This window comes from Corynebacterium sp. HMSC074A01, assembly GCF_001831515.1.
Taxonomy (GTDB): domain Bacteria; phylum Actinomycetota; class Actinomycetes; order Mycobacteriales; family Mycobacteriaceae; genus Corynebacterium.
Window position 1 is genome coordinate 20224 of record NZ_KV825619.1, and the last position, 23074, is coordinate 43297.

Here is a 23074-nt window from a genome sequence, read left to right on the forward strand (position 1 = left end):
TGTGACATGAGTGATGTTGGCACGCAGTTCCTCGCCGCCGCGGCGGACTACGCCGACTACGCGCGCACCGTGCAGAACCGCTCGGAAAACACCGTCAAGGCCTACGCGGCAGACCTGCGCTCGCTTGGTGGCTACGTGCGCACGCTCGACGAGTTCACCCTGGACACGTTGCGCACCTGGCTTGCCGACGCCGCACGCGCCGGTAAAGCCCGCACCACCATCGCCCGACGTACCGCCACCGCGCGAGGCTTTTCCACTTGGGCCTACAAGCAAGGGCTTCTCGACGCCGACGTCGCCGCCCGCCTCGTCACCTCCCAGGTCTCCCGTCCGCTTCCTACCGTGGTCAACCCCGATCGCGCAGGTGCACTCGTCGAGGCCGAAACCGCCGACGACGCTCACCCCGCCGAAGCCTTACGCGACCGCGCAATGCTCGAGCTGCTCTACGCTACCGGCATCCGCGTCGGCGAACTCACCGGCTTAGACGTTGGCGACCTCGACTTCGACCGCCAGGTTGCCCGAGTTACCGGTAAGGGCAACAAGCAGCGCACCGTGCCGTTTGGCACACAGGCGAGCCTGGCCGTGCAGGACTGGCTGGAGCAGGGGCGCGACGAGCTGGCGGGGAAGACCCGTGCCCTGTTCGTGGGCAGCCGCGGTGCGCGCATCGACCAACGGCAGGTGCGCCGTATCGTAGAGCGCGCCGGGCAACGGGCAGGGTTGACTGACATCACGCCGCACACGTTGCGCCACACCGCGGCCACGCACACGCTCGAGGGCGGGGCTGACCTGCGTGTTGTCCAAGAGATGCTCGGGCACTCCAGCCTGCAGACCACGCAGATCTACACGCACGTCTCGGCTCAGCGCCTGCGCCGCGTCTACGAGCAGGCGCACCCACGGGCCTAAGCGTCAAGCGGTTTGAGCCGGATCTGCGGGGGATCCAGGAGCGTGAGCGGGTCGAAGTAGCCGTCCTTCCCGCGCAGTGCACCCCAGTGCAGCCCGAGGTGCGAGTTCGGCGCGTTTGGAGGGGAGTAGGCGAGCGTGCCGATGGCGTCGCCCTCGGCAACCGCATCGCCCTTCTTTAGTGCGGTGCGTACGGGCTGGTAGGTGGTGCGAAAACCCTCAGGGTGGTGGATGGAGAGCACCGGCGTGCCGGCGACGTTACCCGCGAAGTGGACGGTGCCGCCTCCTGCGGCGTAGATCGTGTCACCTGGTTCGGCGGCAAGATCCACCCCGCGGTGACCGGGCTGCCAGTTCTTCAAGGGGATTTCGGCGGGCCGTAACACCTGCGAGGCGTGCGATGCGGTGGTTGTGGGGTCTACCCAGGCAAGTGCCGGGGTAGAAGTGGCAACTAGGAGTAGGAGGGTAAGGAGGATGGCGGTGATGGGGGAGCGGGTGGGCGTCGATAAGCATTGCATGCGTCTATGTAAAGCAGATACTTCGCTTGTGCGGAAGAGTAAGCGAAAAATCTGTGGATAACGCGCGCGAGTTATCCACAATTAGGAGTTGCGGCATGTGGCGCGTATAGTTGTCCCGGCAGTATGCGCGCTTTTGTGCGCAGCTGACTCCGCGCGCCGACACACGCGGGCCGGGCAAAGGTCCCCTCGAGAAGGGGTGCACGGCACGCACGGTGCCAGGGTGTGGGATAAAAACCCGCACATAGACCAGTACATAACCGAACTACTTTCTCCAAAGGAGACATTCCCATGGCAGTTGTAACCATGCGCGAACTCCTCGACGCCGGTGTCCACTTCGGCCACCAGACGCGTCGTTGGAACCCGAAGATGCGTCGCTTCATCTTCACCGACCGCAACGGCATCTACGTCATCGACCTGCAGCAGACCCTGACCTACATCGACGAGGCGTTCGAGTTTGTCAAGGAGACCGTTGCACACGGCGGCACCATCCTGTTCGTCGGCACCAAGAAGCAGGCGCAGGAGTCCATCCAGGAAGAGGCAGAGCGCGTCGGCATGCCGTACGTCACCCACCGTTGGCTCGGTGGCATGCTCACCAACTTCCAGACCGTGTCCAAGCGAATCGCCCGCATGAAGGAACTGCAGGCGATGGACGCAGCCGAGGACGGCTACGCCGGCCGCGGTAAGAAGGAAGTCCTCATGCTCACCCGCGAGCGTGTCAAGCTTGAGCGCGTGCTCGGCGGCATCGCCGACATGACCAAGACCCCGTCCGCACTGTGGATCGTTGACACCAACAAGGAGCACATCGCCGTCAACGAGGCGCAGAAGCTGCGCATCCCCGTTGTTGCAGTGCTGGACACCAACTGCGACCCGGACTTCGTCGACTTCCCGATCCCGGGCAACGACGACGCCATCGGCGCAGTCAAGCTGCTCACCCACGTCGTGGGCGAGGCAGTCATCGCTGGTAAGCAGCAGCGCGAAGAGCGTCAGCTCGCCGCAGCTCGCGACGCCGCAGGCGACAACGACGCCAAGCTGCAAGCAGAGGCCACCGAGGCCGCTGCGCAGGCCGCATCCTCCGACGACGTCTCCGCTGCTGACGCAGCGAAGGCAGCTGCCGCAGCCGAGGCTGCAGCTCCGCAGGAGGTCGCACCGGTCGAGCAGCCGCACGCAGTGCGCGCCGCCGAGCAGGCTAAGCAGGAGGAAGGCTCCGACAAGGAGGCTTAAAACCTCACCCTTCATTCACCCCGCGTCTTCGGTTCACGTCCGCCCCAGCAGTTGGGCCGGGACGCGAGCGAAGCGCGGGGTGAACTGCGTGAAGGGGACTGTTAGCCGCGTCTAGCATGCCGATGATGAAGAATTCGGCTACCCTTTACACGATTACTTATCACAGCCAACTTGCGCGGCCGCCTCGCGTAGAAAAGCGTGAGGCGGGGGCGGAAGTTGCACAAACCTTAAACGAGGAGGATCGCCCAACAATGGCGAACTACACCGCAGCAGACGTGAAGAAGCTCCGTGAGATGACCGGCTCCGGCATGATGGACTGCAAGAAGGCGCTCGAGGAGACCGGCGGCGACTTCGAGAAGGCCGTGGAGAACCTGCGCATCAAGGGTGCAAAGGACGTGGGCAAGCGCGCAGAGCGCAACGCCCTCGAGGGCCTGGTTGCTGTCTCCGGCAACACCATCGTCGAGGTCAACGCCGAGACCGACTTCGTGGCTAAGAACCAGGAGTTCAAGGACCTCGCTGCCAAGATCGCTGACGCTGCCGCTGCAGTGAAGGCCAACTCCGCAGAGGAGCTTGCCAACGCTGACGTCGACGGCCAGACCGCACACGAGGCGCTCCAGGTGCTCTCTGCCAAGATCGGCGAGAAGCTCGAGCTGCGTCGCGCCGCTACCGTCGAGGGCACAAACGTTGCCAAGTACTTGCACCAGCGCTCCGCTGACCTGCCGCCGGCCGTCGGCGTGCTCGTTGCCTACACTGGCGACGACGCTGAGGCTGCGCACCAGGTTGCGCTGCAGATCGCTGCGATGAAGGCTCGCTTCCTCAAGCAGGAGGACATCCCGGCCGACGTCGTGGAGAAGGAGCGCGCGGTCCAGGAGGAGATCACCCGCAACGAGGGCAAGCCGGAAGCTGCTATTGCCAAGATCGTTGAGGGCCGCATGGGTGGCTTCTTCAAGGACGTCGTGCTGCTCGACCAGCCGTCCCTGGCTGACTCCAAGAAGACGGTGAAGCAGTTCGCCGACGAGCACAACATCGAGATCACCGACTTCGTCCGCTTCGAGGTCGGCCAGGCATAAGTTTTCACCTGCCTAGATTTTTAGCGCCCAGCTCCCTCACCAGGGGGTTGGGCGCTATTTTTGTGCGTTTATCTTCTCGTGCGCTCTCTGGCTAGAATTGTGGGCGATAACTTCCACGCACATCCGGCTTTCGTGAAAAGGAGTGTCACACTGTGACTGATATTGCCCCCGACCGCAACGGCTTCAAACGCGTCATGCTCAAGCTGGGCGGTGAAATGTTTGGCGGCGGCAAGGTTGGCATCGACCCGGACGTGGTGGAAAGCGTGGCGTCGCAAATCGCTGAGGTGGCGAAGTCCGGCACCGAGGTCGCCGTGGTCATCGGTGGCGGCAACTTCTTCCGCGGCGCTGAGCTGCAGAAGCGCGGGCTGGACCGCGCCCGCTCCGACTACATGGGCATGCTCGGCACCGTGATGAACTGCCTGGCCCTGCAGGACTTCCTCCAGCAGAAGGGCGTGGACTGCCGCGTGCAGACCTCCATCAACATGGCGCAGATCGCCGAGCCGTACCTGCCGCTGCGCGCTGCCCGCCACCTGGAGAAGGGCCGCGTGGTCATCTTCGGCGCAGGCATGGGTATGCCGTACTTCTCCACCGACACCACCGCCGCCCAGCGCGCGCTGGAGATCGGCTGCGAGGTACTGCTCATGGCCAAGGGCGTGGACGGCGTCTACGACGACGACCCGCGCACCAATCCGGACGCGAAGCTGCTCACCGAGGTCTCGCCGCGCGAGGTGCTTGAGCAGGAGCTGAAGGTGGCGGACGCGACCGCGTTCTCGCTGTGCATGGACAACAACATGCCGATCCTGGTGTTCAACCTGCTCAAGGAAGGCAACATCGCGCGTGCGGTGGCCGGCGAGCAGATTGGCACGCTGGTGGCTTAGGGGTTTTGGGAGGTGCTTGCGGAGGCTGTGAATTTTTCTACACAGCTAACGTGCAGCAACGGCATTTGCCCAGTTCGGTGATTAATAGGCTGGCTATGCTTGTAAGATCTTTCACACGTCCCGCAAAGATTCCACCTGCCACGCCAGGTTCAACAGTTCCGTCGCACTGACCGACGGCTCACCCGCCCCGCCGAGCGCGCCCAGATGGATGCCACCAACGGAAATGGCCATGCTGCCGGTGACGTTAAACACCGAGCACCAGGGCGACCACACGGTCTGCTGGTAGAAGCTTTCCTCCGGCGTGAGCGAGGGGAAATACCCCAGTTTGGGTGGCGTTCTGCTGAGCGTGGGCGAAAGCACCACGTCCACGTCCCACTGCTGCGCCAGCAGGTGGGGCAGCGCCTCGATGTGCTCGCGTGCGGCCCGCATCTCGGCCGGTGTCACGCGGGAACCCTCCTCGTTGAGCCACTGCAGATACTCGTTGTCCAACGGGTCGATGCTGGTAAAGGAGTGGCGGATGCGGTTGGAGAAGTGCTCGAAGGTCTCGCCGGCCTCGCGGTAGGAGCGGATCCGCACAACCTCGTGGTGCCGGGACAGCGCGGACGCAACCCGCTCGACTGCGTCGGCGATGGAGGGGGAGGTCTCGGAGGGGACCAGGAGGGCGTCGAGAAGCAGCCCAATGCGCAGCCGGCGGGGAGCGGCAGGCTGCATGCCGTAAAGCGCGCATTGGTCGGCCACGGTGCGGGTGAGAAAGCCGTGGGCCGCGACGTGCGGCGAGGCTGGCTTGAAGCCGACGATCCCGCAGGCCGCGGCGGGCACGCGCAGGGAGCCGCCGGCATCGGTGCCGTGGGCGGCGCGCACTTGGCCCTCCGCCACGGCGACGGCGGCACCGGTCGAGGACCCGCCGGGCGTGCAACCCGGGTGAGCGGGCGACTCGAGGACGGGCACGCCGGGGCGCTCGGCGTAGCAGGTGGCCCCCAGCTCCGAGGTGAGCGTCTTACCCGGGATGGTGGCCCCGGCGCCGAGGATCATGTGCACGATCGGGTCGGTGCGCGTGGCGGTATACGTGCGGGCTGGGTTGCCGTTGGTGGTGGGCCAGCCGGCGACATCCACCGAGTCTTTGACCGGCACCTCCCACCCGGAAAGGCGGGTGCGGGAGCGCGGCTGGGGGCCGTGGTGGGGCAGGGTGAGCTGCGCGCGGTGAGTAAACGCCGAATGCTGCATGGCATAAGTGTAGGGGGCCGGTGTCGCTGGTAGATTAGTGGGGAACGTTTACAACTACAGGTGAGGAAAACCATGATTGATGATGTTCTGTTGGACGCCGAAGAGCGCATGACCGCTTCGGTCGAGCACACCCGCGACGAGCTGGTCACCATCCGTACCGGCCGCGCAAACCCGGCGATGTTCAACGGCGTCATCGCGGACTTCTACGGCGCGCCGACCCCGATCAACCAGATGGCCACGATTTCTGTGCCGGAGCCGCGCATGCTGCTGATCAAGCCCTACGACATGTCCACCCTGCAGGAGATCGAGAACGCGATCCGCAACTCGGACCTGGGCGTCAACCCCACCGACGACGGCCAGGTCATCCGCGTGACCGTGCCGCAGCTGACCGAGGAGCGCCGCCGCGACCTGGTCAAGACCGCCAAGCAGAAGGGCGAGGAGGGCAAGATTGCCATCCGTAACGTGCGCCGCCAGGGCATGGAGTCGCTGAAGAAGATCCAGAAAGACGGCGACGCGGGCGAGGACGAGGTCAAGACCGCGGAGCAGTCGCTGGACAAGACGACCCAGACCTACGTCGCGCAGATTGACGAGCTGGTGCAGCGCAAGGAAGACGAGCTGATGGAGGTCTAGTCCTCCTGCCCAGTCCAGGTCGATCATTCAATCAGCGAGGCGAAAGTGCAATCACCGAGTTCCGAGGCGTCCAAGTGGCCACAGATCCGCCTGAAGGCTCCGACCCCGAAGAATAACGCGGGGCGTAACCTCCCGGTGGCGATCGCCACGGCGCTCGTGTTGGGGGCGTTGGTGATTGCCGCGCTGCTGATCGGCCCTTATGCCTGGTACCCGCTGGTCGCTGTCGCGGCTGCGCTGGCGATGTGGGAGGTGCTCACCCGCCTGCGCGAGGTGGGCTACCAGCAGCCGCGCACCCTGCTGATCATCCTGGGCCAAATCATGCTGTGGGCATCCGCGCCGTACGGCACGGCGGGCCTGGTCACCGGCTTCGCGTTCACAGCACTCTTCCTCATGTTCTACCGGCTGTTCCACAACGGCCGCCAGCACACACCAGAAAACTACCTGCGCGACACCGCGGTGGGCATTTTTGTGCTGGCGTGGATCCCGCTGTTCGGCAGCTTCGCTGCCATGATCTCGCTTATCGACGAGGGCTCGCTCCCCGCCAGCCGTTTCATCGCCGCTTTCATGCTGTGCGTCGTTGCCAGCGATGTCGGTGGCTACGCCGCCGGCGTCATGTTCGGCTCGCACCCGATGGCACCGGCGATCAGCCCGAACAAGTCCTGGGAAGGCTTTGCGGGTTCGGTGTGCTTCGGTGTGCTCACCGGCATCGCGGTGGTTCACTTCCTCATCCAGGGCCCGTGGTGGATGGGCATCATCCTCGGCATTGCTTTGGTGCTGTGCGCCACGCTGGGCGACCTGGTGGAAAGCCAGTTCAAGCGCGAGCTAGGCATTAAGGACATGTCCAACTTGTTGCCGGGCCACGGCGGGCTGATGGATCGCCTCGACGGCATGCTGCCGGCGGCGAGTGCAACCTACATGTTGCTGAACGCCGCAGCGATTATGAACCCGTTCTAGCGGATTAGAAAAGCGGCGCTCTACGTGCAAGAATGGCTGCATTATGAGCGATGTACCCAAGATCCAATTGCTGACGCCGAAGCGCGGCATGCCGCCAAAGCACTTCGCGGACCTGTCCAAGCAGGAGCGCATCGACGCGTTGAAAGAGCTGGGGCTGCCGAAGTTCCGTGCTGACCAGATCGCCCGCCATTACTACGGCAAATTTGAGGCTGACCCGTTGACCATGACGGACCTGCCCGAGGCGCAGCGTCAACTGGTCAAGGACGAGCTGTTTCCCACCTTGCTCAGCCCCGTCCGAACGGTCGAGACCGACGAAGGCGACACCACCAAGACGCTTTGGCGTCTCCACGACGGGATTCTTCTCGAGTCCGTCCTCATGCGCTACCCCGACCGCGCCACCTTGTGCATTTCCTCCCAGGCGGGCTGCGGCATGGCGTGCCCCTTCTGCGCCACGGGCCAGGGCGGGCTGGACCGCAACCTGTCGACGGCGGAGATCGTCGACCAGGTCCGCGCCGCGGCCGCGATGATGGCAGCAGAAGGCTCGCGCCTGTCCAACATCGTGTTCATGGGGATGGGGGAGCCGCTGGCCAACTACAACCGGCTCATGTCCGCCGTCCGCCAGATCACCCAGCCCAGCCCGGACGGCTTCGGCATCTCGCAGCGCAACGTCACCATCTCGACGGTCGGCCTGGCACCCCAGATCCGCCGGCTTGCCGACGAGGGCCTGTCCGTCACCCTCGCCGTCTCGCTCCACACGCCTGACGACGAACTGCGCGACTCCCTCGTGCCCATCAACAACCGCTACGCCGTGTCCGAGGTCCTCGACGCGGCGGCCTACTACGCCGACCAAACCGGCCGCCGCGTCTCCATCGAGTACGCCCTCATCCGCGACATCAACGACCAGGACTTCCGCGCCGACATGCTGGGCAAGAAACTGCACAATGCCCTCGGGTCCCGTGTCCACGTCAACCTGATCCCGCTGAACCCGACCCCGGGTTCCAAGTGGGATGCCTCCCCGCGCGAGCGCCAGGACGAGTTCGTGCGCCGCGTGATCGCACAGGGCGTGACCTGCACGGTCCGCGACACCAAGGGGCAAGAGATCGCCGCCGCCTGCGGCCAGCTCGCCGCCGACGAGAAGACGGGGTAGGCGCGGGCGTCGGGGGTCGCCGTTTGGGGGGATGCCTTGCGCGGCCGGGGATATGCCGCGGCATCCGTCTAAATGGAGCTAGCTCCGTTTGGCCGCAGTGCCGATTTCCGACCTGGGGATTTGCCGTGGCGTCCGTCTAAATGGAGCTAGCTCCGTTTGCACCCGTGCCAAGCAACCGACGTCACCTGCGAAAACCTCCAACGTCATCCGCCGAAGAACCGAAAACCCGGACCAACAAGACCCCACAACCACCAAAAAACCGGCCCCAACAGGGGACCGGTCTCTCGAGCTACGTCTATTTAGCGGGCAGCGTGCTTGCCGCGCGGTGCAACCTCGACAACCTCAACGCCATCGGCAGCGTCAGCAGCGCTGACAGCCTGCTGGGCGTTCAAGCCCTCGAGACGGGCGGGGTCGATGTTGAGGGCGCGCAGCTGGCGCTCGTCAAGATCGGCGTACACGCCGGAGAGGGTCTTCTGGTCGTAGGTCCAGTCCGGCTCCACGTGGCCCTGCGGCTTGTTGTGGGAGGTGACGGTGCGCACCTGGTTCAGCTTCGGCTGGGTGGCGTGCAGCACCAGGCCGAGTGCGATGAGGACGGCGAGGGTGATCAGCCAGATCGTCTCGACGTGGCCCTTGTGGTTACCAAAGTTGTAGGCGATAAGGAACAGGACGGAGACCCAGCCTGCGGCCTGGATGGTGCCGCGGCTCTGCTCGCTCCAACCGAAGCGTGCAGACGGGACGTCCGCCTCGGAAACGCCGTTGTACACCTGCGGTGCCTTATCCTTCGCGTGGGCCACTGCCATACTCCTTTGTCAGCGTCGGTGCGCTCCGGCCGTGCTGCGTGCACGCAGAATGCCGGTGCGGAAAACAATACTGGGAACTATATTGTCACACTTCGCCCCCAAACGGGGATCTCGTACCCCTAATAGGTGCAAACTTTTGACCTACCCGCGCCCACGACCCGACAAACCGGGCGCGCGTGCCACAATGGCGGGGTGAAAAGAATTGTCATCTTAGGCTCTACCGGTTCTATTGGCACCCAGGCGTGCGAGGTCATTCGCGCGAACCGTGACGCTTTTGAGGTCGTCGGCATTGCGGCGGGCGGCCGCGACCCCGAGGCGATCATCGCGCAGGCCAAGGAGTTCGGCCTGCAGCCCGACCAGGTCGCGGTGCAAAATACAACCGCCGCCACGCAGATCGGCGAGGCGCTCGGCGGCACCGTCATCTCTGGCGAGCAGGCGGCGCGCGAGCTGACTGAGTCGCACCAGGCCGACGTCGTGCTCAACGCGCTGGTGGGCGCAGCCGGACTGTCGTCCACGCTCGCCGCTCTGCGTTCCGGCGCTGTGCTTGCACTCGCAAACAAGGAGTCGCTCGTCGCCGGCGGCCAGGTCGTGCTTCGCGAGGCCCCCGAGGGCGCGCTCGTGCCGGTCGACTCCGAGCACTCTGCCATGGCGCAGGCGCTGCGCGCGGGCCGTCGCGAGGATGTCGCGTCCTTCGTCCTCACAGCCTCCGGCGGCCCCTTCCGCGGCAAGACCCGCGAGCAGATGTGGGACGTCACACCGAAGCAGGCGGTGACCCACCCGACCTGGTCGATGGGCACGATGAACACCATCAACTCGGCCACGATGGTGAACAAGGGCCTGGAACTCATCGAGGCAAGCTTGCTCTTCGACGTGGAGCCCTCGCTTATCGACGTCACCGTGCACCCCCAGTCCATCGTCCACTCCATGGTCACTTTCGTCGATGGGGCGACGATTGCGCAGGCCTCGCCGCCGTCGATGAAGATGCCGATTGCGCACGCGCTGGCGTGGCCGGGCCGCGTCGCAGGTGCGCAGCCAGCACTGGATTTCTCCACGGCGTCGGAGTGGACCTTCGAGCCGCTGGACAACGCAGCATTCCCGGCGGTCGAGCTCGCACGTCAGGTCGCGTCGCAGGGCGACCCCTACCCGGCGATCTACAACGCGGCGAACGAGGTCGCCGTCGACGCTTTCTTTGACGGTAAGATCCGCTTCCCCCAGATCGTGGATACGATCAAGGAGGTGCTGGACGGCGCGTCGGGCTACGCAGTGGCGCCTCGCTCGGTGGAGGAGATTCTGGCGGTGGATGCACGTGCGCGTCGAGAAGCAGCGGCTGCGGCGGCGCGCTTGAGCGGCGCGTAGGGGGCACCGGTGGGGATTGTTGGGATCGTACTGTTCGCGCTTGGGATCGCGGTGTCGATCGCGCTGCACGAGGCGGGCCACCTGGCGGTCGCGCGGGCGTGCGGCATGCGGGTGCGGCGATACTTCATCGGGTTTGGGCCCACAGTGTGGTCAACCACGCGCGGGCACACGGAGTACGGTGTGGCGGCGCTGCCTTTCGGCGGGTTTTGTGACATCGCGGGCATGACCGCGCAGGACGAACTGACTCCCGACGAGGCACCGCGGGCAATGTACAAGAAGCCGTGGTGGCAGCGCGTGGCGGTCATGTCGGGTGGCATTGTGATGAACCTGCTTATCGGCGTGGTGATCACCTACCTGGTGGCGGTGCTTGCCGCGATTCCCAACCCGTACGCCGATCGCACGCCCACCATCGGCGAGCTCGCGTGTACCTCCGACCAGGTCGATGCCGAGACGCTCGCGCCGTGCACCGGTCAAGGCCCCGCAGCAGAGGCCGGTCTACGCCCGGGGGACAAGGTGCTCGCGGTCGACGACCAGGACGTGGTGGCGTTTACAGACCTGCGTGACTACGTCATGGCGCGGCCCGGCGAGACCGTAGTCGTCGAAGTTGAGCGTGACGGCGAGCCGTTGACCGTGGAGGTGCAGGTGTCGAGTGTGACGCGTCTTGACCCGGGCAGCGGTCAGGCGTTCCAGGCCGGCGCGATCGGTGTGACGAGTGCTCCGGTCAAGGACGCGATGCGACAGTTCGGCCCCGGGGGAGCAGTGCCCGCCACGCTGCGGTTCACCGGCCAGATGCTCGAGGCAACCGTCGACGGCCTGATCGCGTTTCCGAGCAAAATCCCGGGCGTGGTCGCCTCCATCTTCGGTCAGGAGCGTGACGTGACCGGACCGGTGAGCGTGATCGGTGCCTCGCGCGCCGGCGGCGAGCTGGTGGAGCAGGACCTGTGGTCGGTGTTCTGGATGTTGCTCGCCAGCCTGAACTTCTTTCTCGCGCTGTTTAACCTGGTGCCGTTGCCGCCGCTGGATGGTGGGCACATCGCAGTCGTGCTGTACGAGAAGCTGCGCGATATGATCCGACGCCTCCGCGGCCTCGGCCCCGGCGGCCCGGCGGACTACCAAAAGCTCATGCCGCTGACCTACGCCATGGCCGCGGCTCTGCTCGCGGTCGGTGTCTTCGTGATGGTGGCGGATGTGGTCAATCCGATCCGGCTCGGCGGCTAAGGGGCGCACACAAGCGCGGTGCTAGAGTTGGGCACTATGAATCTCCCCATCGGACTAGGTATTCCTGAAGGCCCGCCACCCACGCTGGCGGAGCGACGCAAAACCCGCCAGCTGATGGTGGGGGACGTGGGCGTTGGCTCGGAGCACCCGATTTCGGTGCAGTCGATGACCACGACGAAGACGCACGATATCAACGCCACCCTGCAGCAGATCGCGCAGCTGGCCACCACCGGCTGCGACATCGTGCGCGTGGCCTGCCCGAAGACCGTCGACGCGGAGGCGCTGCCCGCAATTGCGGCGAAATCGCCGATTCCGGTGATTGCTGATATTCACTTCCAGCCGAAGTACATCTTCGCCGCGATCGACGCGGGCTGTGCCGCAGTGCGCGTGAACCCGGGCAACATCAAGGAGTTCGACGGACGCGTCAAGGAGGTCGCGAAAGCCGCGGGGGATGCGGGCATCCCCATCCGCATTGGCGTCAACGGCGGCTCGCTGGACAAGCGCCTGCTGGAGAAGTACGGCAAGGCCACCCCGGAGGCGCTGGTCGAGTCCGCGATTTGGGAGGCCGGGCTGTTCGAGGAGCACGGCTTCGGCGACATCGCGATTTCGGTGAAGCACTCCGACCCGGTGCTGATGGTGGAGGCGTACCGTCAGCTGGCGGAGCAGACCGACTACCCACTGCACCTCGGCGTGACCGAGGCGGGCCCGAAGTTCATGGGCACGATCAAGTCCTCGGTGGCCTTCGGCGCGCTGCTTTCGCAGGGCATCGGCGACACGATCCGCGTGTCCCTGTCGGCCGATCCGGTCGAGGAGATCAAGGTGGGCGACCAGATCCTGCAGTCGTTGAACCTGCGGCCGCGCAAGTTGGAGATCGTCTCCTGCCCGTCCTGCGGTCGCGCGCAGGTGGACGTGTACAAGCTGGCCGAGGAGGTCACCGCGGGCCTGGAGAACCTGGAGTACCCGTTGCGCGTGGCCGTCATGGGCTGCGTGGTCAACGGCCCGGGCGAGGCCCGCGACGCGGACCTGGGCGTGGCCTCCGGCAACGGCAAGGGCCAGATCTTTGTCAAGGGCGAGGTCGTCGAGACCGTGCCCGAGGCCGACATCGTGGAAACCCTGATCCGGCACGCGAACCGCATCGCGGAGGAAGAGGGCCTGGCGAAGGGCGAGGGCAGCGCGGAGGTCAAGGTCACCAACTAGACCTTTGCGTGTTGTACGCGTGGCAGCGCTGGGGAAGGCCCCGGCGCTGCTATTTTTGTGCCATGCAACGACTTCTCGCCCTGCTCACGGGCGCGGTCGTGCTCGCCTCCGCGCTCGCTGCATGCACCCCGCGCCCAAACGACGCACAACCCGCGGCGCAGGCAATGCTCGACGCGCTTGTCTCCCGCGACACTGAGGGGCTTTCCTCGCTTGTCGACGACCCCTCGTCCGCCTCCGCCTCCATCAACGCCACCTGGGACGGCCTGCAGGCCGACTCGCTGGACGCAGAGCTGACCGGACTAAGCCAGTCGGAAAACCTCGCCACCGCGACATACTCCATGCACTGGCAGCTACCCCGCGAGCGCGATTTGTCGTACGAGGCACAGATGACGCTGACCCAGACCGGGGACGATTGGACCGTGCGCTGGCAGCCGAGCGTGCTACACCCCCGCCTCGGGGCCCATCAGCACCTGGAGCTGCGTTCGATCACACCGAAAGAGGCGAGCGTGGTCTCCTCCGACGGCGTGGAGCTGCTCCGCCCAGGCATCGCCTACCGCCTGCTCGTCGACACCAACGCGATGGGTGCCGCGCCCGAGACCGCCTTCCGCATCTCGGAGGCGCTCGCCGCCGGCCATGAGGCGGATCGCGCCGTGCCGCTTCGCGACGCCGCGCAGCTGACCACCGACCTCGAAAACGCCCAAGGCACGTTCTCGGTCGCGATGGTGCCGCAAGGCGCTCAGCGTGTCGTCGAAGACAAGCTCGGCGGGCTTGCCGGTGTGCGCCTGAATGAGGAAGCAGCGATGGTGAACGCCGACCCGTCGTTTGCTCCGGACATCATGGCACGCGTGGGTGCGCTTGTCCGCGAAGACCTCGAGGGGGAGGCAGGCTGGAACGTCAGCGTGGTCAACGAGAACGGCGCTGCGTACGAGGAGCTCGAGCGTGAGGACGCCGCCCCTGCGCCCGCGGTGCACATCAGTCTGGACCACCGCGTGCAGCGGGCCGCAGAGGCCGCGCTCGAACCGGTTGCGGGCCAGCAAGCAATGATCGTGGCGATCCGGCCGTCTACCGGCGGCATCCTGGCTGTGGCACAGACGCCTGCGGCGGATAAGGACGGCAACGTGGCCACGATGGGCCAGTACCCGCCGGGTTCTACCTTCAAGATCATTACCGCCGCAGCGGGCATGGAAAAGCAGCAACTCGGCACCGGGTCGATCGTGCCGTGCCCGGGCACCATGGACATCTTTGGGCGCACGGTCACCAACTACGCGGGCTTCAGCCTGGGCGACGTGAGCCTGGAATCCGCGTTCGCGCACTCGTGCAACACCACGTTTGCTGACATCTCCACCAAGCTGGCTCCCGGCGAGCTGGCGCAGATTGGCAAACAGTTCGGCCTCGGACTGGACATGAAGATCCCGGGCCTGGATACGATCACGGGCTCGATCCCGGAAGGCGAGGAGCCCCTCGACCGCACAGAGGCCGGCTACGGGCAGGGCCTGGATTTGGCGAGCCCGTTTGGCATGGCGCTTGTCGCCGCCACTGCGGCGCATGGCGCAATGCCCGTGCCGTATCTGATCCAGGGCGAGAAGACGGAGCTGAGTGAGGAGCCCGGGGCGATGCCCCCGGAGGCCGTAGGCCAGCTGCAGCAGATGATGGCCGCGGTGACCGCGGCAGGTGGCACCGCCAACGGGATGAGCGCCGGCGGCGACATCCGCGGCAAGACCGGCGAGGCCGAAATCAACGGCGGCTCGCACTCCTGGTTCGCCGGATACCGCGCCGACGACGACATCGCGTTTGCCACCCTCATCGTGCTCGGCGGCGGCTCGGAAGCAGCCGTGGCGGTGACCGACCGGATGCTGCACAATCTGAACCCCTAACCGGCGCTTCTGAGTAAGCCATGGTGGGGGACTACCATGGCAGGCATGAATCAGAGAGGAAAACTCACTCCAGGAAAACCCACGCCGATCCGCAAGGTCCCGGCATCCATCGAGCGTCCCGAATACGCATGGAAGGACGAGGTACAAGAAAACGTCGGGGAGCCGCTTATCCAGACCGCGGAGACCATCGAGCGCATGCGCGAGACCTCGAAGATCGCCGCGAACGCTTTGGCAGTCGCAGGCGCTGCTGTGAAGCCCGGCGTGACCACCGACGAGATCGACCGCGTCGCGCACGAGTTCATGTGTGACCACGGCGCGTACCCTTCCACGCTCGGGTACCGCGGCTTTGAAAAGTCCTGCTGCGTGTCTTTGAATGAGATCGTCTGCCACGGCATTCCGGACACGACCGTCATCCAGGAAGGCGACATCGTCAACATTGATGTTACCGCTTACAAAGACGGCGTCCACGGCGACACCAACGCCACTTTCCTCGCGGGCGAGGTTACTCAAGAGCACCGCGACCTTGTCGAGCGCACCTACAAAGCCACCATGCGCGGTATCAAGGCAGCCAAGCCGGGCCGCGAGATCAACGTCATCGGTCGCGTCATCGAGTCCTACGCAAAGCGCTTCGGCTACAACGTGGTCACCGACTTCACAGGCCACGGCGTCGGCACGACCTTCCACAACGGCCTGGTTGTCCTGCACTACGACTCTGACGCCTACCGGGATGTCCTGGAACCAGGCATGACCCTGACTGTCGAACCGATGATCAACCTGGGTGGCCTCGAGTACGACATCTGGGACGATGGTTGGACCGTGCAGAACCGCGACGGCGAGTACACCGCCCAGTTCGAGCACACCATCGTCATCACCGACGACGGCAACGAGATCCTCACCATCCCAGACGAGCAGTACGCCGCCGGCCAGTTGATGCTCGGGTAGCTCGGCTGGATATTCACGGGGACTTTTGGGGTTTCGGGGGCTTGGTTCGTGAAGCCCGGTGCTGCTGGGGTGCAGTGCCGGGGACCAAGCAGGCTGGGGGAGGGGGAGTGCGTCGCGTTCTTCCGGACGCTGCGATGTCTCAACATGCTCGGTCTACATGGAGCTAGCTCCATGTGGAACGTGGCTCCATCCGCGACCAGGGGGGTCGCCACCTCGTAAACGGTAAATGGAGCTAGCTCCATGTAGAACCCGGCTCGATCCGCGACCAGAGGGTTTGCCACCCCGCAAACCGTAGATGGAGCTAGCTCGATTTGCAGGCGTTGCGCAAACCCTCACACACGCCACCAGCAACCACCAGACATATGAAAAACCTCCCACACCGAAACGGTGGGGAGGTGATTCAGGCTAGGACTTTGAGGTCCTTAGCTAGAGCTTCTTACAGCTTGATCAGACCGTTGTAGGAAGCGAAGTTGAAGCCAGCGATGACCAGGCCAACGAGAGCGCCGATGCCAGCAACGATGGTGCCGTCGATCCAGAGACGAGCCCACTGCGGCAGTGCGTCGCCCTGGGTCTCCTTGCCGAAAGCGTCAACGCCGTAGAACTTCTTGTTGCGGTCGTTGTCAGAGACGTATTGGGAAGAGCCCTTGCCACCGAAGAGGCCCTTGGTGCCGTCGCTGATGACCTGGCCAAGCTCCTTGTCATCCTCGGAGTAGCGCTTGCCGGACTGGAATGCCGGGGAAACGCCGTTCTGCTTGGTCTCCTCGCGGGTGTCGAACTGCTTGCCCTCGGAGGTGGAGCCCTGCTGCTCACCGGTGGAGGTGGAGCCCTGCTGGGTCTCCTCGGCCGGTTTCTCATCTGCCTGAGCGATTGCGGTGCCGCTGAGTGCGACGGTCAGTGCGGTTGCGGTAGCAACAGCTGCGGTGCGGAAGTTACGCATTGATGTTCCTTCTTTCGAGAAAGTCGTTGTTATCTGTGTGCGGGTTTCCGCGACTTACAGGTTCGGGAGGCCGTGGATAACGAAGTTGTAGGACGGGCCGACAACCAGGCCGATGAAAGCGGAGACTGCGGAGAACACGGTCAGCGCGTAGAAAGCCTTAGCCCATGCCGGCTGGTCACCGAAGCCATCCTTGGTGGAGCCGAAGATGGCCTTGCCGTCTGCGCCGGTGGCCTTACCGTTCTCGTCGGTTGCCTCGAAAGCGTTGCCGATCTTGCTGGAGAGGCTGCCGGCGCCCTCGGTGTCCTTGCCCGGCTGACGCTGCTCGAGCTGGGTCTCCTGCTCGTTGTTCTTGTCCTCTGCAACGGCCATGGTGGTGGAGCCGAATGCCACGGCGACTGCGGTTGCGCCTGCGAGGGCTGCCTTACGGAAATTACGCATGAAACGAAATCCTTCTCTGATAGTACTTGCAAGACGTCCGGGGATTAACGGAGAAAATCCAGGGGCCTTGGCTCCTAGGACCGAATGACAAGCCCGATGGACTCGGATCCCGGTGTCGAGGAATAACCATAATGGATACTTCCTGGCGATGCACAAGGGCCCGCCAAAAAACTTTCAAGAGTGTGAAAAATGGGACAAGTGTTATCTGGCTTCGTAGCCTATCTGTTACACAACCATTATCTGACGTGCAGATTTCCAAGCTCGCTGACACTTTTCTGGGCGAAAATATAATCCCCCGATATGGGGGTGGTCGAATGGGTTATACCTCTCGAAAGTCCAGGTCGAGACCGAGCAATGCATTCTCGACCACCTCGGGAAGTGCCGGGTGGATCCAGTATTGGCGCCGGACAAAGTCGCGGAGGTCCATGTCGTAGGCCATCACAGTGATCAATTGCTGGATAAGGGTAGAGGCTTGAGGTCCGAGTAAGTGCGCGCCAAGCAGCTTGCCAGTCTTTCGGTCCGCAATGAGTTTCACCAGACCGGTTTTATCCTCCAGTGCCCAGCCGTAGGCCACGTCGCCGTAGTTCTGCACCTTCACCGTCACGTCATGGCCTGCGTCCCGCGCCTGCTGCTCCGTCAGACCAAGGACGGCGATCTGCGGGTGGGTAAACACTGCATATGGCACGTGCTCGTGTGGCATGGGCACCAGATCGTCGGAGCCTCGCATGGTCGCGAGCACGTTGTGGGTCACGGCGCGCTGCTCGGCGTTCGCCACGTGCTTGAGCTGGAAGGGGGAGGAGACGTCGCCGAGCGCCCACACGCCCTCGGCGGTGGTGCGGCCGTACTCGTCTACCTTGACGCGACCGTGGTCGCGCAGCTCGACGCCGCCGGCCTGAGCATTCAGGCGATCGCCATTGGGTACGCGTCCGGTGGCGATGAGGAGGGCCTCGGAGGAGACTACGGTGTCGTCGTCAAGCACGAGCTCCACTTGGTCGTCCCGCTCGCGCGCGGAGCTGACGGTGCGGCCAATGTGGGTGGTGAAGCGCTCGTTTGCAAGCTCGTTGAATCGCTCGTGCAGCTCCGTGTCGAGCGCGCGCATGAGCGGCGATCGGTTCACAATCGTCACCTCGCACCCGAGGCCGTCAAAGATGTGCGCAAACTCCATCGCGATGAATCCGCCGCCCACAATTGTCAGCGACTTCGGCAGTTCCTTTAGCCGCATGATGTCCTCGTTGGTGTGGAAGGGTACGTCCTTGGCCCACTCGGGGACGAAGGGGCGCGCGCCCGCAGCCAGGATGATCGTGTCAGCGCTAATCTGCTTCTCGACGCCACCTTGTCCCGTCGCAAGCGTCTTCGGCCCAACAAAGCTCGCGTGCATGTCGTAGACCGTCACGTTGGGGCACTCGTCGCCGCGGCGGTAGGCCTCGCCGCCGGAGGCGATCTGATCGATGCGTTCTTCAAAGACGCGCTTCTGGATGGCCTGCCAGTCCGCGCCGTGGAACTCCAAGTCCACGTTGAGGCGCTTCGCCTCGCGGGCCTGGAGCGCCGCGTCGGCGGCGAGCACGAACATCTTGGTGGGGATGCAGCCGACGTTGAGGCAGGTGCCGCCGAAGGTGCCTTCCTCGATGATGGCGACCTTCTTGTCGTCGAACTCGGGCGTCAAGATGCTGTTGCCGGAGCCGGTGCCGATGATGGCGACGTCGTAATGTTCAGTTAGTGCAGACAAAAGGTTTTCTCCTTATATATAAAGGCCTGGCAGAATTTTACTTTGTTGTAAGGGTGTCGAGCCACGAGAAGCAGGCTTTGAAGGCTGCGTCGCGGGCGTGGAGGCCGGAGAGGAAGACGTCGTGTAGTGCGCCGTCGATAATTTCTACGTCCGTGTCCTCGGCAAGGTGCGGGGCCCAGTGCTTGATCTGTTCCACGTCCAGCACGGTGTCGGCGGTATCAGCGGCCGGGGAGTATTCCTCGCCGAGGTAGGAGTGCGAGGAGACAAGCGTGAGCACCGGCACTCCGGTATCGACGTCGTCGGCGTGGATGCGTTCCTGACCCTCGACGATCGCGCGGAACCAGCCGGTGTATTTCTTGTGGCCCGACAGGGGCTTCATCTTCGTGTTGAAGTCCCACTCGCCGTGGTGGTCGGCGTGGATGGACTTGCCGTAGACACCAAAGCCTCGGTCTGGGAGCGCGACGCGCGGCAGGATCCTGCCCGTGGCCTTCAAGACCGGCTTTGCAGTTTTGACCAGTAAGGGACTGAACTGCAAATCGATCCACGGGCTATTCAAGATGAGCCCCTGCACCAGCGCGTGATCTTCCGGGGACGTGCGGCGCAGGTGGTCGACCCATAGGGAGGTGATTAACCCGCCTGCAGAGTGGGCGAGCGGGACGAGGTGGCCGTGGTCATGGGTAATGACGCGGAGCGCGTCCGAAAGCTCGGGGAAGTAGTGCGCTAAGTCCTCGGTGTAGTGCCAGTACTCACCGTTTTGGCGGGAGCGGCCGCAGCGGCGCAGGTCCAAAGCGTAAAACGGGTAACCTGCGGCGGTAAAAGCTTCAGCCACGTGCGTCTGGAAGAAGTAGTCGCTCATGCCGTGGACCCACATGATGGCGGGCTTGTTCGGGTCGCGCTTGTCGGCGTTGATCGTTGCCCGCACGAGGGTGGCGCGAGTGGACTTTCCTGTATCGGGATCCTTGCCCTGGTGAAGGTAGGCGGACTCGTAGCCGTCGCCCAGAATGTCGGGGTACCAGTCCACCTCGGAGGGCGTGGTTGTTGCGTGTTTCGTCATGGCAAGTAAGTGTAGTGCGGGTTTCTTGGCTGAGGCTGGGGGTGGAGCATGTGGGCGTCGAAAAGCGAAGGGGCAAACATCGTACCATTATTTGGGGGAGGTTATAGCCACATTTGCGTGTCGCAGGCGTATTGTTGAAGGGACGTGAAAGCACAACGCTTCGAAAGAGTGAAGAGGGAAACAACGATGTCTGATACAGCAGCGAACCGCTACGACGATGAGGTGGATGTCCTCCTCATCGGCGCCGGCATCATGTCCGCCACGCTCGGCGCCATGATCCGCGAGCTTGAACCCGAGTGGAGCCAGGTCATCTACGAGCGTCTCGAAGGCCCCGCGCAGGAGTCTTCTTACGCGCTGAACAACGCCGGTACCGGCCACTCCGCGCTTTGCGAGCTGAACTACACGCCGGAGAAGAACGGCCGCATCGACGTGAACAAGGCGATGGGCATTAACGAGAAGTTCCAGATCTCGCGCCAGTTCTGGTCCCACCAGATCGAACACGACGTGCTCGGGGATCCCAGCGAGTTCATCAACCCCGTCCCGCACGTCTCCTTCGCGCAGGGCAAGGACCAGATTGACTACCTGCGCCGTCGCTACGAGGCGCTGTCGGCAAACCACATGTTCCCCAACATGCAGTTCACCGAGGACCGCGAGGTCTTCGCTGAAAAGCTGCCGCTGATGGCTAAGGGGCGCGACTTTGACGCCGAGCCGGTCGCCATCTCCTGGACCGACGCGGGCACCGACATCAACTACGGTGCGCTGTGCAACCAGTTCTTTGACGCTGCCAAGGAAGCTGGCACGGACATCCGCTACGGCCACGAGGTGACCAACCTCAAGCGCGAGGGCAACTTCTGGAAGGTCACCGTGCGCAACGTGCACACCGGCGACAAGAAGGTCACCCGCGCCCGCTTCGTCTTCGTCGGCGCTGGTGGCTACGCGCTCGACCTGCTGCGCAAGGCTGGCGTGCCCGAGGTCCGCGGCTACGCAGGCTTCCCGATCTCCGGCATGTGGCTGCGCACCACCAACCAGGAGCTCGTGGCGCAGCACAAGGCAAAGGTGTACGGCAAGGCCAAGGTCGGTGCCCCGCCGATGTCCGTGCCGCACCTTGACCTGCGCGTCATCGACGGCGAGGAGTCGCTCCTGTTCGGCCCCTACGGCGGCTGGACCCCGAAGTTCTTGAAGAAGGGCTCCTACCTCGACCTGTTCAAGTCGATCCGCCCGGACAACATCCCGTCCTACCTGGGTGTTGCCGCGACCAACTTCGGCCTGGTCAAGTACCTGGTCGAGGAGGTCTTCCGCGACTTCGACGGCAAGATGGATGTGCTCAAGGAGTACTACCCGGAGGCAGACCCGAAGGACTGGGACGTCGTCGTCGCAGGCCAGCGCGTGCAGGTGATCAAGCCCGCCCCGGCCCCGACCTTCGGCACCCTCGAGTTCGGCACCGCCCTGGTCAACGACCAGTCCGGTTCCATCGCCGGCATCCTCGGCGCATCCCCGGGCGCATCGATCACCCCGTCCGCGATGCTTGAGCTGCTCGAGCGTTGCTTCGGTGAGCGCATGATCGAGTGGCGCGACAAGCTCCACGAGATGTTCCCCACCTACGGCAAGTCGCTCAAGGAGAACAAGGCAGCCTACGACGAGCAGTGGGCCTGGACCCAGAAGACGCTGAAGCTGGAGCGCTAAACCCGCTAGCTTCCGGCGTTTAGCCCGCGCAGCCGGGGTCGTTTACGTACCGCAGAAGGTCGTAAACGGCCCCGGCTTTTCCGGTTGCGCCATCCATTCCTCGCCCGCGTCAGGGTTGTACGGGTCTGTCACTGCGGCAAGCAGGGCGAGATACGGGCCGAAGTCGCCGTCGCGCTCCGCGGCGTTGATTGCGTCCTGGAGCATGTGGTTGCGCGGGATATAGATGGGGCCAGGGTAGGGGGAGCCATCGGGGGCGTCGCCATACTCAAATGCGGTGACTCCGCCAAAAACCATTCCGTGTTCTCGGCTAAAGGTGGTGATGTCGTCGGCCTGTGCCAGCTCGTCAGCGAGATCACCAATGTAGGTTTCCCACGCCGTGTCCCACTGGCTTTGCATCGTGGACAGGATTTCCTGGGCACGCTCCTGGCCGAGTTCTGGTAGCAGTGTTTCCGCCAGGCGGACCATGTTCCAGGCCAGAATGCTGGGTTGGTTGCCAAATGCATAACGCCGCTGCGCATCGATAGAAGAGAAGGTTGCTGCGCCGTCGAAACGCTGCGTAAACGCACACGGTCCGTAGTCGATGGTTTCGCCGGAGAGCGCGACGTTGTCCGTATTCATGACGCCGTGGACAAAGCCGACGGCCATCCACCGACTCACCACATCAACCTGTCGATGAATCACCGAATCCAGCAGCCGCTCTGGCCCCTCGTACCCGGCGGCGGTGATCACGTCAGCGACCAGGTCGCGGGACTTTTGGGCGGCGTATTGCAGGGAGCCGACGCGCAGGTGCGAGGAGGCCGTGCGCACCACAATGCCCGCAGGCACCTGGCCTTGTTGGCGGATGACCTTCTCTCCAGTGCGTATCACCGCGAGCGCGCGTGTGGTTGGTATGCCGATGGCGTGCATGAATTCGCTGACCAGGTATTCGCGGAGCATTGGGCCGATCGCGCCGAGTCCGTCGGAGCCGGGGCGGGAAAACGGGGTGAGCCCGGAGCCCTTGAGCTGTATCTCGCGTCCGTTGATATCGCCGAGGAGCATCGCGCGACCATCGCCAAGCACTGGCACGAACTGGCCGAACTGATGGCCTGAGTACGCGGTGGCGTGCCCGCCCGCGGAGCCTGCGAGCCACGCGACGCCCTCGTCGCTGCGCAGCCAATCGGGATCGAGGCCGAGCTCGCGCGCGTGAGGCTCGTTGAGGACGATCAGCTCGGCATCTGGCAGGTCGGTTCCGGGCACGGGCACCGCCATGTCGGGCAGCGCGTCGGCGAATGTGTGGGCAAGCGTGGGCTGTTCCATGGGGCCAGCCTAGACTA

At 64.3% G+C, this 23074-nt stretch carries 21 protein-coding genes; 13 read left to right on the forward strand and 8 right to left on the reverse strand.

The genetic code is table 11. The features are described from left to right. Window positions 1-6: 6 nt before the first annotated feature. Entirely contained in the window at window positions 7-900 is an 894-nt protein-coding gene (locus HMPREF2550_RS06690) for a tyrosine recombinase XerC (protein WP_070790438.1), read from the forward strand. On the opposite strand, the gene HMPREF2550_RS06695 is transcribed toward HMPREF2550_RS06690, so the two are convergent. After that, the gene (locus tag HMPREF2550_RS06695; RefSeq protein ID WP_070763630.1) at window positions 897-1412 is read right to left on the reverse strand and encodes a M23 family metallopeptidase; all 516 of its coding nucleotides are present in this window, start codon (window positions 1410-1412) and stop codon (window positions 897-899) included. The genes HMPREF2550_RS06690 and HMPREF2550_RS06695 overlap by 4 nt on opposite strands. A 288-nt stretch (window positions 1413-1700) precedes the next feature. Between HMPREF2550_RS06695 and rpsB the strand changes: the two genes are divergently transcribed. From rpsB to pyrH, 3 genes are all read left to right on the forward strand, one after another. Next, on the forward strand, window positions 1701-2633 hold the full coding sequence (rpsB, locus tag HMPREF2550_RS06700; protein ID WP_038591248.1) for a 30S ribosomal protein S2: 933 nt from the start codon (window positions 1701-1703) through the stop codon (window positions 2631-2633). 251 nt (window positions 2634-2884) lie between these two features. Beyond that, window positions 2885-3703, forward strand: a complete 819-nt coding sequence (gene tsf, locus HMPREF2550_RS06705; protein WP_070790439.1) for a translation elongation factor Ts — start codon at window positions 2885-2887, stop codon at window positions 3701-3703. A gap of 194 nt (window positions 3704-3897) precedes the next feature. Continuing rightward, complete coding sequence (gene pyrH / locus HMPREF2550_RS06710) at window positions 3898-4581, forward strand: UMP kinase (RefSeq protein ID WP_246817498.1); 684 nt, start codon at window positions 3898-3900, stop codon at window positions 4579-4581. A 111-nt stretch (window positions 4582-4692) separates the two neighbouring features. Here the strand turns inward: pyrH and HMPREF2550_RS06715 are convergent, their stop codons facing one another. Then, entirely contained in the window at window positions 4693-5805 is a 1113-nt protein-coding gene (locus HMPREF2550_RS06715) for an amidase family protein (protein ID WP_070790440.1), read from the reverse strand. Between the two features lie 72 nt (window positions 5806-5877). Between HMPREF2550_RS06715 and frr the strand changes: the two genes are divergently transcribed. From frr to rlmN, 3 genes are read left to right on the forward strand one after another with little or no spacing between them, the layout of a single operon-like run. Next, window positions 5878-6435 (forward strand): ribosome recycling factor, encoded by a 558-nt coding sequence (frr, locus tag HMPREF2550_RS06720; protein ID WP_070790441.1) that lies wholly within the window; start codon window positions 5878-5880, stop codon window positions 6433-6435. Window positions 6436-6480: 45 nt separating this feature from the next. Continuing rightward, window positions 6481-7389 carry a phosphatidate cytidylyltransferase gene (locus HMPREF2550_RS06725; protein WP_141760547.1) on the forward strand — a complete coding sequence of 303 codons (909 nt, stop codon included), beginning with the start codon at window positions 6481-6483 and terminating at the stop codon, window positions 7387-7389. A gap of 43 nt (window positions 7390-7432) precedes the next feature. Further along, entirely contained in the window at window positions 7433-8536 is a 1104-nt protein-coding gene (gene rlmN, locus HMPREF2550_RS06730) for a dual-specificity RNA methyltransferase RlmN (protein ID WP_141760548.1), read from the forward strand. Window positions 8537-8835: 299 nt separating this feature from the next. Here the strand turns inward: rlmN and HMPREF2550_RS06735 are convergent, their stop codons facing one another. After that, a complete protein-coding gene (locus HMPREF2550_RS06735; RefSeq protein WP_070790443.1) occupies window positions 8836-9336 on the reverse strand; it encodes a DUF2631 domain-containing protein in 501 nt (166 codons plus the stop codon). 192 nt (window positions 9337-9528) lie between these two features. On the opposite strand from HMPREF2550_RS06735, the gene dxr reads away from it, so the two are divergent. From dxr to map, 5 genes are all read left to right on the forward strand, one after another. Next, on the forward strand, window positions 9529-10692 hold the full coding sequence (gene dxr, locus HMPREF2550_RS06740) for a 1-deoxy-D-xylulose-5-phosphate reductoisomerase (protein WP_070790444.1): 1164 nt from the start codon (window positions 9529-9531) through the stop codon (window positions 10690-10692). 9 nt (window positions 10693-10701) lie between these two features. Next, window positions 10702-11910 (forward strand): M50 family metallopeptidase, encoded by a 1209-nt coding sequence (locus HMPREF2550_RS06745; protein WP_070790445.1) that lies wholly within the window; start codon window positions 10702-10704, stop codon window positions 11908-11910. Between the two features lie 36 nt (window positions 11911-11946). Continuing rightward, window positions 11947-13107, forward strand: coding sequence for a flavodoxin-dependent (E)-4-hydroxy-3-methylbut-2-enyl-diphosphate synthase (gene ispG, locus HMPREF2550_RS06750; protein ID WP_070763652.1), 1161 nt, complete (start codon window positions 11947-11949; stop codon window positions 13105-13107). A 62-nt stretch (window positions 13108-13169) separates the two neighbouring features. Then, complete coding sequence (locus HMPREF2550_RS06755) at window positions 13170-14981, forward strand: penicillin-binding transpeptidase domain-containing protein (protein WP_070763654.1); 1812 nt, start codon at window positions 13170-13172, stop codon at window positions 14979-14981. Between the two features lie 45 nt (window positions 14982-15026). Next, window positions 15027-15923, forward strand: coding sequence for a type I methionyl aminopeptidase (gene map, locus HMPREF2550_RS06760; protein WP_141757840.1), 897 nt, complete (start codon window positions 15027-15029; stop codon window positions 15921-15923). 436 nt (window positions 15924-16359) lie between these two features. On the opposite strand, the gene HMPREF2550_RS06765 is transcribed toward map, so the two are convergent. From HMPREF2550_RS06765 to HMPREF2550_RS06780, 4 genes are all read right to left on the reverse strand, one after another. Further along, window positions 16360-16860: a hypothetical protein gene (locus tag HMPREF2550_RS06765; protein ID WP_070763658.1), complete on the reverse strand. Its 501-nt coding sequence runs from the start codon at window positions 16858-16860 to the stop codon at window positions 16360-16362. Window positions 16861-16914: 54 nt separating this feature from the next. Continuing rightward, window positions 16915-17298: a hypothetical protein gene (locus HMPREF2550_RS06770; RefSeq protein WP_070763660.1), complete on the reverse strand. Its 384-nt coding sequence runs from the start codon at window positions 17296-17298 to the stop codon at window positions 16915-16917. Between the two features lie 319 nt (window positions 17299-17617). Beyond that, complete coding sequence (mtr, locus tag HMPREF2550_RS06775; RefSeq protein WP_070790446.1) at window positions 17618-19024, reverse strand: mycothione reductase; 1407 nt, start codon at window positions 19022-19024, stop codon at window positions 17618-17620. Between the two features lie 37 nt (window positions 19025-19061). Then, on the reverse strand, window positions 19062-20078 hold the full coding sequence (locus HMPREF2550_RS06780; RefSeq protein WP_070790447.1) for an alpha/beta hydrolase: 1017 nt from the start codon (window positions 20076-20078) through the stop codon (window positions 19062-19064). A gap of 186 nt (window positions 20079-20264) precedes the next feature. Here HMPREF2550_RS06780 and mqo point away from each other — a divergent pair, with 186 nt between their 5' ends. Then, window positions 20265-21761, forward strand: a complete 1497-nt coding sequence (gene mqo, locus HMPREF2550_RS06785; RefSeq protein ID WP_070790448.1) for a malate dehydrogenase (quinone) — start codon at window positions 20265-20267, stop codon at window positions 21759-21761. Window positions 21762-21803: 42 nt separating this feature from the next. On the opposite strand, the gene HMPREF2550_RS06790 is transcribed toward mqo, so the two are convergent. Beyond that, on the reverse strand, window positions 21804-23057 hold the full coding sequence (locus HMPREF2550_RS06790) for a protein adenylyltransferase SelO family protein (protein WP_070790449.1): 1254 nt from the start codon (window positions 23055-23057) through the stop codon (window positions 21804-21806). Window positions 23058-23074: the final 17 nt, after the last annotated feature.

What these genes read in the sequence shown, in the direction of transcription:
- HMPREF2550_RS06690 (WP_070790438.1), top strand. Translation starts at nt 7, where the DNA reads ATGAGTGATGTTGGCACGCAGTTCCTCGCCGCCGCGGCGGACTACGCC.
- rlmN (WP_141760548.1), top strand. Translation starts at nt 7,433, where the DNA reads ATGAGCGATGTACCCAAGATCCAATTGCTGACGCCGAAGCGCGGCATG.
- pyrH (WP_246817498.1), top strand. Translation starts at nt 3,898, where the DNA reads ATGCTCAAGCTGGGCGGTGAAATGTTTGGCGGCGGCAAGGTTGGCATC.
- HMPREF2550_RS06715 (WP_070790440.1), bottom strand. Translation starts at nt 5,805, where the DNA reads ATGCAGCATTCGGCGTTTACTCACCGCGCGCAGCTCACCCTGCCCCAC.
- ispG (WP_070763652.1), top strand. Translation starts at nt 11,947, where the DNA reads ATGAATCTCCCCATCGGACTAGGTATTCCTGAAGGCCCGCCACCCACG.
- HMPREF2550_RS06735 (WP_070790443.1), bottom strand. Translation starts at nt 9,336, where the DNA reads ATGGCAGTGGCCCACGCGAAGGATAAGGCACCGCAGGTGTACAACGGC.
- HMPREF2550_RS06770 (WP_070763660.1), bottom strand. Translation starts at nt 17,298, where the DNA reads ATGCGTAATTTCCGTAAGGCAGCCCTCGCAGGCGCAACCGCAGTCGCC.
- HMPREF2550_RS06755 (WP_070763654.1), top strand. Translation starts at nt 13,170, where the DNA reads ATGCAACGACTTCTCGCCCTGCTCACGGGCGCGGTCGTGCTCGCCTCC.
- frr (WP_070790441.1), top strand. Translation starts at nt 5,878, where the DNA reads ATGATTGATGATGTTCTGTTGGACGCCGAAGAGCGCATGACCGCTTCG.
- HMPREF2550_RS06695 (WP_070763630.1), bottom strand. Translation starts at nt 1,412, where the DNA reads ATGCAATGCTTATCGACGCCCACCCGCTCCCCCATCACCGCCATCCTC.
- mqo (WP_070790448.1), top strand. Translation starts at nt 20,265, where the DNA reads ATGTCTGATACAGCAGCGAACCGCTACGACGATGAGGTGGATGTCCTC.
- HMPREF2550_RS06790 (WP_070790449.1), bottom strand. Translation starts at nt 23,057, where the DNA reads ATGGAACAGCCCACGCTTGCCCACACATTCGCCGACGCGCTGCCCGAC.
- tsf (WP_070790439.1), top strand. Translation starts at nt 2,885, where the DNA reads ATGGCGAACTACACCGCAGCAGACGTGAAGAAGCTCCGTGAGATGACC.
- HMPREF2550_RS06765 (WP_070763658.1), bottom strand. Translation starts at nt 16,860, where the DNA reads ATGCGTAACTTCCGCACCGCAGCTGTTGCTACCGCAACCGCACTGACC.
- rpsB (WP_038591248.1), top strand. Translation starts at nt 1,701, where the DNA reads ATGGCAGTTGTAACCATGCGCGAACTCCTCGACGCCGGTGTCCACTTC.
- map (WP_141757840.1), top strand. Translation starts at nt 15,027, where the DNA reads ATGAATCAGAGAGGAAAACTCACTCCAGGAAAACCCACGCCGATCCGC.
- HMPREF2550_RS06780 (WP_070790447.1), bottom strand. Translation starts at nt 20,078, where the DNA reads ATGACGAAACACGCAACAACCACGCCCTCCGAGGTGGACTGGTACCCC.